Origin of the sequence: Robertmurraya korlensis (genome assembly GCF_023715225.1) — a bacterium.
Lineage (GTDB): Bacteria > Bacillota > Bacilli > Bacillales > Cytobacillaceae > Robertmurraya_A.
On the sequence record NZ_JAMBNS010000014.1, the window covers coordinates 57563 to 69999 of the forward strand.

The window sequence follows — 12437 nt, forward strand, 5'->3', positions numbered from 1 at the left end:
TTCTGCTATTTGGGTTAATTCTATGGAAGTTGTATTAAAAGAAACACTCTAAAAATTGGTACAGATACGAATCCATTTGTACAGAACGTAAAATAAAGGATTTAAGAATAAACGTATACAAAATTGGAATAATATCTTTGAAAATAACCAAGGAGGATTGAATATGTCATTAGTACCTTATGATCCATTTAGACAATTATCAAATATGAGAAGAGAATTCGATCGTTTCTTTTCGGAATTACCAATTTCGTTTGACAATGAACATGGTATAGGTGGGATTCGAGTAGATGTTCATGAAACTGAGAATGAGGTTGTGGCAACATGTGATTTACCTGGTCTTGAAAAGAAAGAAGATGTAGATATTGATATTCAAAATAACAGATTAAGCATTAGTGGTTCTATCAAGCGTACCAATGAAATAAAAGAAGAAAATATGTTAAAAAAGGAACGCTATACAGGTCGTTTTCAACGTCTGATAACACTTCCAAGCCCCGTTTCACATGATGGGGTTAAAGCTACGTACAAAAATGGAATACTTGAAATAACAATGCCAAAAGTGGCGAAGGACGTAAAAAAGAAGATAGATGTAAGTTTCCAGTAACATGAGTAAATTGCTACTGGTCATGAAAGATTTCGGGTATGACTACATGCAGGAATTAGCTAAAGAAAGTCCTGATTTGGTGGATTTGATAATTTTAACTATTCATTCACCTGAACAACAAAAGAAAAAGGTCATTTCTGAGTTAACAGATAATATTAAGAAGAGCTTTTTATAAATCTGATAAGGATCATAGGCTTTATATAAGCTAATAAATAATCATTATAGTACCTAAATTGTAATTAATTCATCGAAAGAGAAAGACAGGTTAAATAACTTGTCTTTTTTGTTTTGCAATTAACAAAAGATTATTTGGTCAATCTTTGTAATAACATGTTTACTATAACCAACATAAATAATTATGAATAACAATACCATAATTTTGTAATGCTAACTGTAAACTAACATTTTGAGAGGATATTATGTACATAAATAAAAACTTGTCTGTACATGTCAAAGATCGATTAGATTATTGTGATGACTTAGTAATTAGGACATTTCCAGAGTTGAAAATTGAGGTATTATATTTTGGTCATCTAGTAGGGGAAGAAGAGTTGAAAAATAACATTTTACAACCTTTTTCAAATACAAATGAAGAGGAAGTAAAAATTATATTAAGAAGAAAACAATATCAACAAGAAGAAGATATTAATTTAATGGTTAAGGGAGTACTTGAAGGAAAAGCATTAATAATATACCAAAATTCACTTGCGTATGCAGTGGATATTTATGTTCCTAAAACAAGAAGTGTAACTCCAGCAGAAATTGAAACAGTAATTGTAGGATCCAAAGAAGCCTTTATAGAAGATATTGGAACTAACTTGTCTATGATCAGGAGAAGGATTAAATCAGACTGTTTAAAAGTTCTTAGTTATAACATAGGTACCATCACACAAACGAAAATGTATTTGTTATATATTGAGGGGATTACTTCTCCCATATTAGTTAAAGGATTGCAAGAAAAGATCAATAACATTGATACAAAAGGAGTTAATGACTTAAATCAAATTATACAGTATTTAGACAAGAAGCCGTTATCTGTTTTTCCGCAGTATTTTACGACGGAGAGACCAGATGTCTCGACATCTAAGTTACTTGAGGGCAGAGTTCTTTGTTTAATGGATGGCAGTCCCTACTCATTATCAACCCCAACAAATTTCTTTGAATTCTTTCAATCGCCAGATGATTATAATCAACGGTGGTTACTTGGTACTTTATCTAGGTTATTAAGATTTGCTGCACTATTTATAACATTAATCGCTTCCGCTTTTTATGTAGCAGTGTCAATGTTTCATTATGAGATTATCCCTGTTCAATTACTTCATGAGTTTATTCAATCAAGAAGTAAAGTACCATTTAATCCAGTAATTGAGGCATTAATTATTGAAGGTATTATTGAATTGTTAAGAGAAGCAGGAGCAAGACTGCCTTCTAAAATTGGACAAACAATTGGCATAGTTGGGGGAATAGTAATTGGTACCGCGGCAGTAGAGGCTGGTTTTACAAGCAATGTTCTAATTATTGTAGTTTCTGTATCTGCCATATCATCTTTTGTAGTACCACATATCGTAATGACAGCATCTTTAAGAATTACTCGATTTTTCTTTATTATTCTTGCATCCATATGGGGGTTTTTTGGGATCATTTTTGGATTTGTTATTATATTGATTCACCTCTGCAGGTTAAAGAATTTAGGGGAGTATTATTTAAAGCCTATATCCCCACTATCTTTGAAGGATATAAAAGATACCATCATTCGTGCTCCTTATCAGTTTTTTAAGAAATAGGTTAAGGAGGGAGCCTTATATGCAAACTGAAAAATTTAAACCGTTCTATCTCTTTTTTATTACTTATATGACTCAAACGAGTATAGTGCTCTTTATGTTACCTAACATGATAGCCAATTATTTTGGATATAATGGTTGGTTAATGATTATACCCATTTCAGTTTTTGCTATGATTCAAATTGGATTAATTGCTGGAATTTATTATTTTAATAAAGGAAGTTCAATTTTTCAAACAATCGAGACTTCTTTTTCAAAGGTGAATATTATTGCCAAACCTTTGTATCTTTGTTTGAGTATATTTTGGTCCGTTCTTTCCATTACAGTTGCAAAACAATATGTACATGTTATGAAGTTTTTATACTTTCCACAAACAAATATACAATGGTTTGTACTGTTAACATTAATTCTTACGTATTACCTTGTGACAAGTGGAATCGTAACAATTGCTCACGTCTCTACATTGTTTTTCTTCTTATCAGCACCAATGATATTCCTTTTAATTTATTTTGTTCCCGATTTCTCTTTTTTGCAATTTTCTACCTTTGTTTTTAATGAACATAATGACTTTTATGGAGGCATGATAGAGTTATATACAGCATTTCTAGGGTTTGAAGTAACACTATTCATGTTTCCTTACATAAAAAAAGAGAAAAAGGTTTTTAAATACGTGTTTTGGGGGCACCTGTATACCACATTACTATATTTGAGTGTAACGATTTTTTGTTACGGGTTTAATAGTTTCCAACAATTAAATTATCAAGTTTATCCCGTAATAAATTTATTGCAGTATATAGAATTTGACTTTATTGAACGATTGGACTCCGGATTTTTTATATTATTTTATTTGAAGTTAATAATTACTATAACGATGTATATATGGATTAGTTTAGTTACGTTTAAAAGAGTTGTTATGTGGAGTGCTCAACGTAGTGCTTTTGCATTATTGGTAGTTGGATACTTAGTGACATTACCATTTGTCACCAAAAATGAACTTACTTCTTTGTTATCTTTATTAGCAAAAGTTCAAATACTAATATCCATTTTCTTACCACTGTTAGTATTGACAATTATATTTTTAAAAAGAAGGAGAAAACATGTCTAGAATCTTACTAATTATTCTAATATTGTTGGTACTACCGGGATGTAGGGACCAAAAAATTGTAGAAGAGTTAGGGTTTATTCATACAATAGGTTATGAGTTAATTGAAGAAGGAGAAAATTCAGGGAAACTTGAAGTGACAATATCTCTACCAGTAGCAGAAACCTTAAAACAACAGACAATCACTACGGTGGTTGAAACTTCGAAGGAATCAAGAATATTTTTAAGTAAAAAAACAGATAAAAATTTAGTTTCCGGGCAAGTTCGAAGTATTTTAATTGGAGAGAAACTAGCAGAAAAGGGAGTATGGGATTTAATTGACACATTTTATCGAGACCCTGTTTCAAGACCTACAGTAAAACTGTCAATAGTAAAAAGCAATCCAAAACAATTATTATCAAAGGACTATCCAGAATATAAAATGGTTGACACTGTAATCGAAAATCTTCTAAAAAAAGAAGCAAGGTTAAATACAATTCCTGAAATGGATATACATAAATTTGCAAAAGATTACCTAGACGATGCTATTGATCCTATTGCTCCTATTATTTTACAATCGGAAGACGGAATAATGTCGGACGGAATCGGGTTATTTAGTGGTGACCAGTTAAAAACAACCATACCAGCCATACAAGCAAGAATCTTTTTTTTACTAACTGGAGAGTTTAAAGAAGGTGATTTATTAATTAAAAACGAAGAAGAAAAAGTATTATTTAGTTTTTTAACGAATAAAAGAAGTATAGATGTTACACTAGGAGATAAAGAAGAAATAGATGTGAAGTTGTCAATTGATTTTAAAGGCTTCTTACTGGAATACCAAGGAAATAAAGACATCACTAATGAAAAAGAAATAGAAGCATTAGAGAATTACATTCAAGAAAATATTGAAAATCAAATACGAGATATATTGGAAACTATGAAGGAACATCAAATAGATAACCTCGGTTTAGGAAAGTATTTAAAACAAAAAATGGATTATCAAACATGGAAAAACTTGGACTGGCCCAAGACAATTGACAGGGTGAATGTTACCCCTAGTGTTACCGTTAAAATAATTGATACCGGGATGGTTAAATAAAAAAACTTGCTAAGTATTTATCATGGCTTGAATGAATAGTATTTAAGTACGACTTAGTTTATGCAAAGGAGGGCATCATGGCTGTAATAAAGGCAAGTTATATTGATAAAAGACTTCTAGCAAGACTTATCCGTGCGGAAGCAGAAGGTGAAGGGGAGCAAGGAATGTTATTAGTCGCCAATGTTTGTGTAAATAGAGTACGAGTAAGGTGTTTAGATTTTGTTGATATTAATTCTGTAGAACGAATGGTTTGGCAGTCCCCTGGAGGATTTGAAGCCGTACACCATCCATACTTTTATCAAAGGGCAAGAGAAAAAGAAATCAGATTAGCAGAACGAATAATTAATGGTGAAAGGCATCATCCAGCAGAACGAGCACTATGGTTTTTTAGACCGAATGGCACTTGCCCTGCCCAGTGGTGGAATCAGTGGAATAGTGGCCGATATAAACTTCATTGCTTCTACTCACCTGTTGAATCCGAATGTCCAGATGTATATAGGGTTTATTGAATATAACAATAATCTCTAAGAAAATTGTAAAGAAAAATAAACAAAAGAAACTTAAGCAAGCTTAAGTCAGACTGTAGACAAACCCATGAAAATTGAGTTTTGCTTACAGTCTTTTTTGATTTAAACTTGTATTAAGAAAATCTTGAGGTGATAAATATGGGGTACCGTCAGGAAAATAGGCTTAGCGTTGTAAATCCGCATTTTCCTGACGGTACCCCTATACGAATTACAAATAGGCCATTGACCCCTCTCTATTTGGGATGGCTAGACTTCCATTTTATAGTCTAATAAAATTTTCCTTAAATCCTGTCTCGGTATTTCCAAATTAATTGTCACCCGTATAAGTTCGTCCTCTTTATCACTTTCCCGATCCGACAATTCGATTTCGCGATCAGATTGAGTGGACAACTCCACACCTTCCCTCACATCGGAATTAACGTCTTCTTTACCACTTATTGATTCTCCATACAACATTTCCCACTGTTCATATAAGTTTTTTGCTGTGTGATATTCATCAAGATCAGCTTCTGTATCTATCTGTAATTTTTCTTTCAACCCACGACATGACTCTTCCCATTCCTCTAAGGTCTTCAAATCAAATAATTTTGAAAACCTTGGTTTCATTCTTTCCCAATGCAAATAAATGTTATCACACCATTTCAGCAACTCTTCACGATATTGTATTTCTTCTACTTCTTCCACTCCTCTTCATCTCCCGACCATAATTTTCATCCATAATATTCAAAAAACAATCGACATGTTTAAAAGTACAAATAGGTAAATTTCGTTAATGCTTCTGGTTATGAAAAGGTAAGTGGCCTCCGGTAATTGATAATAGACTTATCAAAAGTAAATTATTCAAAATGACACAAACCTTTTATTAAAACATCCTTGTTAGTGATTTTTACCTATTTGATAATAACAATTTCATCATATGCTCCGCGATTGTCCAATGACTAGACAGTTGCCTAATTGTTATTAATTGGAATTACTTGGTCAATAATCATTGCTTTTAAAATTCCAAGTGCAAAGGCTTGTAGTTATTCCACCAGATGAAATAGTTATAGCCGAAAGAAAGAAAGTTTCTGTTGAAACGAATAAACCCCCAAGACAAATAACAAAAACATCCATAATGAGAATGATGATCCCAACATTAATTTTAATGAATTCAGAAAAGTACTGGGCTAATAAATCTGTTCCACCTGTGCTTGTCTCGAAGCGAAGCATAAGACCAATGCCAAAACCAATGAATACACCACCTGTAAATGAACTAAGAATTGGTGAAAATTTTATAGGAACTTGATTAACGTTATGAAAAAGGTCAATAAAAAATGATGATAAAAGCATACCGTGCAAACTATTAAAAAAATATGAACGATACTTAAACCAAGCTAGAGCAAAAATGGGGATGCTCAATACCATTATCGTGAACCCGGCGTTTGTATTTAATAAATAACTAATAATTAAACCTAGGCCAATAATTCCGCCATCTAAAACTTTGTTTGGTATTAAAAAAGTATTTATTCCCAACGCTATTGACATGCTGCCTACAAGAATAGCAACTGCTTTCATAAAATATGGCATTTATTAAGAACTCTCCTGTCTAAATGGACGTGTTCTATGTATATGCCAAAAACGTTAGCATTATAGACAACTTTTACTTCACTGAATATAACTTCTGAAGTGCAAGTAGACGCAACATAAGCGCAAAAAAACGATAACTAATAACCCTAGCCCTTGTAGGTCAAGTAACCCTGTTTAAAGGAAAATGTCTATTAATGATACAAAAAAACTACCCGAGGTGAGGCAGTTTTTGCAGATAGACATTAAATTTATTCAATTATAATATATGATATAGGTGCATTCCCAGTTTACTCCCTTTATTTTACACTAGGCGATAACATAAATACGATTTTGATACTTCTGCTCTTTCCCTACTAACGAATAGGTATCACGACTTCCTTCTAGAGTATTTACATCATTTGTAGCAGAATATTTAGTTGAAAAAATTTCCTAGCGTTTTTAAATTTAACGGCTGAAGAAAAACTTTCTATATATACATATACCCGAATCAATTTTAAAAAAATATTTTTCCAAAGATTTTATTTTCAAGATTCGACTTAATGATATTATATAAAAAAATGGTACTACTTTTTTGTTATGTGTCTTAAGATCATCCAAGATAGCGAAATAAACCATTATCCATTTAAAATAGGCATCACTTTATCAATAGCTTCTTGTAGTTTTTCACTATTTTTACTATACATTTGCTTAGCTTCTTTTGATTCGGTTCCAAGAGCAAACAGCTCTAAGTCTGCTTGGCACTTTTTCATGGTCGAAAGAATTAAAGGTCTTTCTTGAGGAGATGCGACTTGTAATTGATCGTCAAACAGGTCAACTGTTAACTCTCCATAGGAATTAACTTGTCCAAGAAAAACATTTTCTACCGTTACACCAAGTTTTTCTAATTCAGTGTGTAACCAAGCACGGCTTCGTCCAATCGTCGCAAGTGGTTCATCCATTATCACACCATCCATAATAACAGTCTGAGACTCTTTAATTGAAGCAACCGTCAAGTTTAGATCCTTTGCTGTTAATGGTTGGTTTTCTTTCTTTAACATGACGGATAAATCCCCTGTTGCCTCTAATACAGCGAATTCTACATCAGACACCTGATAAACATCCTTCTTACGAAGTAATTCTAATAATTCATCTGTCGTGTATCTTTCCTTTTTTAAATTATCTTCCATGATTTTCCCATCTTTTATAAAGACAGTTCCTGTTCCTCCTACAAAATCACGGAACTTTTTACTTTTTAAGGAAAGCAAACCAGATAAAAAGGGTATTGCTGCAAAAATGACAATTCCAATGATTCCATGAAAAATGTTCCGTTCCAGTCCCATAGCAACTTCAGCACCTATACTTCCAATGGAAATACCAGTTACATATTCAAAGAAAGATAATTCAGAGATTTGCTTTTTCCCTAACCATTTTGTAATAAAAAATAAAACAACAACAAAGAATATTGACCTTACGGCAATATCTAACCATTCAGGCACCACTTAACACCCCCTATAAAAATTATATCTCTTAAAAACCTTTGTACTGAAATTCCTCTTGTTCTAATTCTCCAACTCGTTTTTTTAAATCCGTGACTACTTCATGTACAACCATCATGGTTTCATGTAATGAACATTTCGAATCATCATCTAGAGTCCGTAATGCTAAACTTGAAAGACTTGCTTCTACTCCTTTTAAACTGACAAAACATTGTTTGACATCTGATCCTACTGTCATCCTAGATTCTCCTTATCCTTTTGGTTTAAAAATTAGAGCCCCTATCATGCCGAAAATAATGGCTGCAGAAATTCCTGAACTGGTCACTTCAAACATTCCTGTGAGCACACCAACTAACCCATGTTGTTCTGCCTCTTGCATGGCCCCATGTACAAGGGAATTCCCAAAGCTTGTAATAGGTACGGTAGCTCCTGCACCAGCAAAGTCAATCAAGGGTTCATATAATCCAAACCCATCTAAAATGGCCCCCACTACTACAAGGGTACTTAACGTATGTCCCGGAGTTAGTTTAAACACATCAAACATAATTTGCCCAATGACACAAATCAAACCACCTACGGTAAAAGCCCAAAAGTAGGTCATAATGATTGTTCACCTCCGTATTCAATCGATACCGCATGAGCGATACAAGGAATCGTATCATTTTGCTGGAAAGAAAGAGGTGATAATAAAGCACCAGTGGCCACTACTAACATTCTTTTAAATTCGCCTTTTTTCATGCGATTTAATAAATGACCATAGACTACTGTTGCTGAACACCCCGCCCCACTTGCCCCTGCAAGGACTGGTTGTCCTTTCCGATAAATCATAAGTCCACAATCTTGGAATTGTCCTTCACTAATGGAAGTTCCATGCTTTTTAAATAAATCAAGGGAAACTTCACGCCCTATCTTGCCAAGATCCCCAGTGACGATTAAATCATAATAAGAGGGATCAATGTTTCTTTCCGTTAAATGCGCTTCAATCGTATCAACAGCAGCTGGTGCCATAGCCCCTCCCATATTAAATGGATCGGTCAGTCCCATATCAATCACACGGCCTATCGTAGCAGAAGTGACACTCGGTCCATCCCCAGAATCACTTAAAAGGGCCGCACCAGCACCAGTAACCGTCCATTGTGCAGTAGGTGGTTTTTGTCCTCCATATTCTGTCGGATAACGAAACTGTTTTTCAACAGCTGTGTTATGACTCGAAGCCCCTGTTAATATATATTTAGCCCCCTTTGTATTAATAATATAAGCACCTAGAGCCAATCCTTCCATAGAGGTAGAACAAGCACCAAATAAACCAAAATAAGGAGCTCCAATGGTTCGACTAGCGAAACTTGTGGGAGTAATCTGATTGATCAAGTCCCCTGCGAGAAGAAACTGAACCTGTTCCTTTTGTATTTCTCCTTTTTCCATTGCCTTTTGACAAGCTTCTTCAAAAAAAACTTTATGTGCTTTTTCATAGGAATCCTGTCCGAGCCATAAATCGGCATGAAGAAGATCAAAATCTTCCGATATAGCTCCATCTGCTTCAAATGGTCCACCTACTGTTCCAGTGGAAATAATCACAGGCTTTTGTTCGAAAACCCATGTACGATGACCTGCAAGCATTATAACGCCCCCCATCTGATTAAAATTGTTTTAATTAAGGCGATGACAAAAGCAGAAAACACACCAAATAAAATGACAGAACCGGCTAGTTTAAACATATTGCCGCCTACGCCCAGTACAAGTCCTTCGGTTCGATGTTCAATGGCAGGTGATATGACCGCATTACCAAAACCAGTTACGGGTACAGCTGTCCCTGCTCCCCCAAATTGGGCCATTCGATCATATACTCCAAAACCGGTAAGAAGCATCGTAATAAAAATTAAAGTACCTACCGTCGGATTTCCGGCCGTTTGCTCTGTAAAATTAAAATAATAGATGTAAAAGTCTTGAATAAGCTGACCAATAAGACAGATGAGACCACCTGTTAGAAAGGCTTTAATACAATTTGTTACAACCGGTCTTTTTATTTCACGTTGTTTTTGTAATTCCTGGTATTCCTGTTGGACAGGAGTTAATTGTTTCTTTTGATTATTTGACATAGCTCGATCCTTCCTCTTTACGTCTGTTCCTTTAGAATACTTTCAAGTTTTTGCAAATCTTTTTTTAAGCTTTTCTTATTCATATTGTTTTTTTGCAGTCTTTGTTCTATTTTTTCGAGTTCCCAGAACATTTTTTTATCCGTCGAAACGACGACTTTATGATTCGGATACATTTTTTCTAAGTCAGACTTTACTGTCTTCTCGATACTTTTTAATCGAAAACGATTGAAATTTTCTACCTTTATCGCTACTAAAAGCTCCTTATCTGTATTCACAGCCCTTACATCTGTAATTTCATCCTTAGTAATCATCTTTTCTTTAGCTTGGTTGGCGACAGATTGATCGATTGGCTTGCTAGTATGTACTTGTGAAATACTCAAATCTTTATTGTTATAACCCATTTGATTCTGATTTTCGTTACATCCTGAACCTAATCCAATGATGGTTAGTAATAAAATGAAAATTTTTAATTTAGTTATGTTGTCTTTCATAAAATCACCTCATGTTTTATCTCTTCAAAATCGAGAAAAAGGTTGGTCAATATCGAACCAACCTTTTGTATCGCATAAAGATTATTGTTTGTATTGAGGTTCTTCTTGTTCAATTTGTTGAACTCGTGGTGAAATGCTATCAACTACAGATTGAGTTTGTTTAGCCGCATCTTGATACAGTTGCTTTGCTTGTTCATTATCTGTACTAAGAGCAAATGTTTCAAAGCTAGCTTGAGCGCTTTTTAATCCGGCTAAAGCTGTTTTAACGTCACTGATGACTGTCATGAATAACGCCTCCTATATTTTATTTTGACCTTTATTAGATTGCTGTATAAAAAGATTTTTATTCATTGAATTTTATCAGACTTTAAATATTTAAAAATTTAGATATGTAATTTTCCACTGCTTTTGGAAAAGATACACATGTAAGAAAAAGCGATGAGAGGAGGATAGTGAAAATGGACAATTAAGTTATTAATAAACGGATTAAAATACAGAAAATTTATTCGTAGTTACTAGGTGTCTTGGAAATTGTTACATTGCAGGGAATTCCTTTTCAAACACAGTGAAGGACTTGTCAATGGAGTATTTTACAATTTGTTTGTCTCATTAATATTTTTTCAATAAACAAGAAAATGGTGAAAAAAGCGAGGTATACATTAGTAATGTACAAGGACTATACTGAAAATATTTTAGGAACAAAACCACGAGCTAGACATAAGAAAATAATTGAAAATTATTTAGATAAAAGTTTTACCAATCCTATCATACATAAGGAAATTCATGGTGATAAAGTCTATGTCCCCTTAGATTTAAACAGGGTCTGGAATAGGATAAATTAATATTTAGTTTAGCCACAAATACTCCCCACCTGCGTATAGGTGGGGAGTATTTAATGCTATCTAGAGGTGGGGGAGTCTTTAAAACCAGTCTAAAATACCTGCATATTTTTGACCGCTGTGTGGCAATCTACCCAAGTGATTACAACATTGTTAACAAGGAGGAAACATCATGCAACAAATGCAGACGGGTATGAATAATCAACAAGCACAAGCTTTAATGACACAACCGCCTGAAATAATGTCAACAAAGGATCATCTCTATGTAAACGATATGTTAAGCTGGAATTTACTTGCGATGAAGAAAATGCATTTTTTCGCTCAACAATGTCAAAATCCCGAAGTAAGAGCAGCACTTGAACAAGCTGGACAAATGCATGATCGACACTATCAACAGCTGCTTCAACAGATGCAACAGTATGTAACTCAACCTTCACAAAATATGAATCAATAAGGAGGAAACTATAGTGGAAAATAATACTCCAAACAGGATTAAAAATCCTGAAACACCAGTCCCTAAGACGCCGCAAATGAACGATAGAGATTTTCTAAACGATGCCTTAACTACGGAAAAATATATATCTTCCTCATACTCGACTGCATTAAAAGAAGCTAGCCCTGAATCGTTGTATCGTACAATAGCGTCTGTTTCCCAAGAAACAGAAGACTGTCACCGCAATCTATATAACTTAATGTTTAAAAACGGATGGTACGGTTTGGAAAAAGAAACTCCACAAACTATTCAACAATCGGTTCAGCAATTTTCTAACTACATGCAAAGTCAAGATCCATATAGAGGTAATGTAATACAATAAAAGAACACGTGTTCAAGAAGAATAAACTCAAGGTAAAACAACAATAGTTATGCGAGACAAAAGGTT

The 12437-nt window shown here is 33.9% G+C and carries 17 protein-coding genes; 8 read left to right on the plus strand and 9 right to left on the minus strand.

Features of this window, described 5'->3' with window-relative positions:
* The first annotated feature begins 163 nt into the window (after positions 1–163).
* From M3175_RS20745 to M3175_RS20770, 6 genes are all read left to right on the plus strand, one after another.
* The gene (locus M3175_RS20745; RefSeq protein WP_160549348.1) at positions 164–601 is read left to right on the plus strand and encodes an Hsp20/alpha crystallin family protein; all 438 of its coding nucleotides are present in this window, start codon (positions 164–166) and stop codon (positions 599–601) included.
* A 1-nt stretch (position 602) separates the two neighbouring features.
* Positions 603–776 carry a hypothetical protein gene (locus M3175_RS20750; protein WP_017250230.1) on the plus strand — a complete coding sequence of 58 codons (174 nt, stop codon included), beginning with the start codon at positions 603–605 and terminating at the stop codon, positions 774–776.
* 244 nt (positions 777–1020) lie between these two features.
* Positions 1021–2385 carry a spore germination protein gene (locus tag M3175_RS20755; RefSeq protein ID WP_251523193.1) on the plus strand — a complete coding sequence of 455 codons (1365 nt, stop codon included), beginning with the start codon at positions 1021–1023 and terminating at the stop codon, positions 2383–2385.
* A 19-nt stretch (positions 2386–2404) separates the two neighbouring features.
* Positions 2405–3487, plus strand: coding sequence for a GerAB/ArcD/ProY family transporter (locus M3175_RS20760; protein WP_251523195.1), 1083 nt, complete (start codon positions 2405–2407; stop codon positions 3485–3487).
* Positions 3480–4562, plus strand: coding sequence for a Ger(x)C family spore germination protein (locus tag M3175_RS20765; protein ID WP_251523197.1), 1083 nt, complete (start codon positions 3480–3482; stop codon positions 4560–4562). Before M3175_RS20760 ends, M3175_RS20765 begins: the two co-directional genes overlap by 8 nt.
* A gap of 77 nt (positions 4563–4639) precedes the next feature.
* A complete protein-coding gene (locus M3175_RS20770; RefSeq protein WP_251523199.1) occupies positions 4640–5071 on the plus strand; it encodes a cell wall hydrolase in 432 nt (143 codons plus the stop codon).
* A 264-nt stretch (positions 5072–5335) separates the two neighbouring features.
* Here the strand turns inward: M3175_RS20770 and M3175_RS20775 are convergent, their stop codons facing one another.
* The 9 genes from M3175_RS20775 to M3175_RS20815 form a co-directional block, all read right to left on the minus strand.
* Positions 5336–5773, minus strand: a complete 438-nt coding sequence (locus M3175_RS20775; RefSeq protein ID WP_160549868.1) for a hypothetical protein — start codon at positions 5771–5773, stop codon at positions 5336–5338.
* 294 nt (positions 5774–6067) lie between these two features.
* A complete protein-coding gene (locus tag M3175_RS20780) occupies positions 6068–6655 on the minus strand; it encodes a YitT family protein (RefSeq protein ID WP_116354726.1) in 588 nt (195 codons plus the stop codon).
* Between the two features lie 614 nt (positions 6656–7269).
* Positions 7270–8130, minus strand: a complete 861-nt coding sequence (locus M3175_RS20785) for a DUF421 domain-containing protein (protein ID WP_251523201.1) — start codon at positions 8128–8130, stop codon at positions 7270–7272.
* A 31-nt stretch (positions 8131–8161) separates the two neighbouring features.
* On the minus strand, positions 8162–8368 hold the full coding sequence (locus tag M3175_RS20790) for a DUF1657 domain-containing protein (protein ID WP_251523203.1): 207 nt from the start codon (positions 8366–8368) through the stop codon (positions 8162–8164).
* Positions 8369–8380: 12 nt separating this feature from the next.
* Positions 8381–8731: a stage V sporulation protein AE gene (gene spoVAE / locus M3175_RS20795; protein ID WP_031537032.1), complete on the minus strand. Its 351-nt coding sequence runs from the start codon at positions 8729–8731 to the stop codon at positions 8381–8383.
* Positions 8728–9747 carry a stage V sporulation protein AD gene (gene spoVAD, locus M3175_RS20800; RefSeq protein ID WP_251523205.1) on the minus strand — a complete coding sequence of 340 codons (1020 nt, stop codon included), beginning with the start codon at positions 9745–9747 and terminating at the stop codon, positions 8728–8730. Before spoVAD ends, spoVAE begins: the two co-directional genes overlap by 4 nt.
* Entirely contained in the window at positions 9747–10226 is a 480-nt protein-coding gene (gene spoVAC / locus M3175_RS20805) for a stage V sporulation protein AC (RefSeq protein WP_251523207.1), read from the minus strand. The genes spoVAD and spoVAC overlap by 1 nt, the downstream gene beginning before the upstream one ends.
* A 17-nt stretch (positions 10227–10243) precedes the next feature.
* Entirely contained in the window at positions 10244–10717 is a 474-nt protein-coding gene (locus M3175_RS20810) for a YhcN/YlaJ family sporulation lipoprotein (RefSeq protein WP_251523209.1), read from the minus strand.
* A gap of 81 nt (positions 10718–10798) precedes the next feature.
* Entirely contained in the window at positions 10799–11002 is a 204-nt protein-coding gene (locus M3175_RS20815) for a DUF1657 domain-containing protein (protein ID WP_191777334.1), read from the minus strand.
* A gap of 735 nt (positions 11003–11737) precedes the next feature.
* Between M3175_RS20815 and M3175_RS20820 the strand changes: the two genes are divergently transcribed.
* Both M3175_RS20820 and M3175_RS20825 read left to right on the plus strand, forming a co-directional pair.
* On the plus strand, positions 11738–12010 hold the full coding sequence (locus M3175_RS20820; protein WP_034298115.1) for a hypothetical protein: 273 nt from the start codon (positions 11738–11740) through the stop codon (positions 12008–12010).
* Between the two features lie 13 nt (positions 12011–12023).
* Positions 12024–12371, plus strand: a complete 348-nt coding sequence (locus tag M3175_RS20825; RefSeq protein ID WP_251523211.1) for a spore coat protein — start codon at positions 12024–12026, stop codon at positions 12369–12371.
* Positions 12372–12437: the final 66 nt, after the last annotated feature.

Coding starts and splice junctions, on each gene's coding strand:
- M3175_RS20745 (WP_160549348.1), top strand. CDS start 164: ATGTCATTAGTACCTTATGATCCATTTAGACAATTATCAAATATGAGA.
- M3175_RS20750 (WP_017250230.1), top strand. CDS start 603: ATGAGTAAATTGCTACTGGTCATGAAAGATTTCGGGTATGACTACATG.
- M3175_RS20755 (WP_251523193.1), top strand. CDS start 1,021: ATGTACATAAATAAAAACTTGTCTGTACATGTCAAAGATCGATTAGAT.
- M3175_RS20760 (WP_251523195.1), top strand. CDS start 2,405: ATGCAAACTGAAAAATTTAAACCGTTCTATCTCTTTTTTATTACTTAT.
- M3175_RS20765 (WP_251523197.1), top strand. CDS start 3,480: ATGTCTAGAATCTTACTAATTATTCTAATATTGTTGGTACTACCGGGA.
- M3175_RS20770 (WP_251523199.1), top strand. CDS start 4,640: ATGGCTGTAATAAAGGCAAGTTATATTGATAAAAGACTTCTAGCAAGA.
- M3175_RS20780 (WP_116354726.1), bottom strand. CDS start 6,655: ATGCCATATTTTATGAAAGCAGTTGCTATTCTTGTAGGCAGCATGTCA.
- M3175_RS20790 (WP_251523203.1), bottom strand. CDS start 8,368: ATGACAGTAGGATCAGATGTCAAACAATGTTTTGTCAGTTTAAAAGGA.
- spoVAE (WP_031537032.1), bottom strand. CDS start 8,731: ATGACCTACTTTTGGGCTTTTACCGTAGGTGGTTTGATTTGTGTCATT.
- spoVAD (WP_251523205.1), bottom strand. CDS start 9,747: ATGCTTGCAGGTCATCGTACATGGGTTTTCGAACAAAAGCCTGTGATT.
- spoVAC (WP_251523207.1), bottom strand. CDS start 10,226: ATGTCAAATAATCAAAAGAAACAATTAACTCCTGTCCAACAGGAATAC.
- M3175_RS20810 (WP_251523209.1), bottom strand. CDS start 10,717: ATGAAAGACAACATAACTAAATTAAAAATTTTCATTTTATTACTAACC.
- M3175_RS20815 (WP_191777334.1), bottom strand. CDS start 11,002: ATGACAGTCATCAGTGACGTTAAAACAGCTTTAGCCGGATTAAAAAGC.
- M3175_RS20820 (WP_034298115.1), top strand. CDS start 11,738: ATGCAGACGGGTATGAATAATCAACAAGCACAAGCTTTAATGACACAA.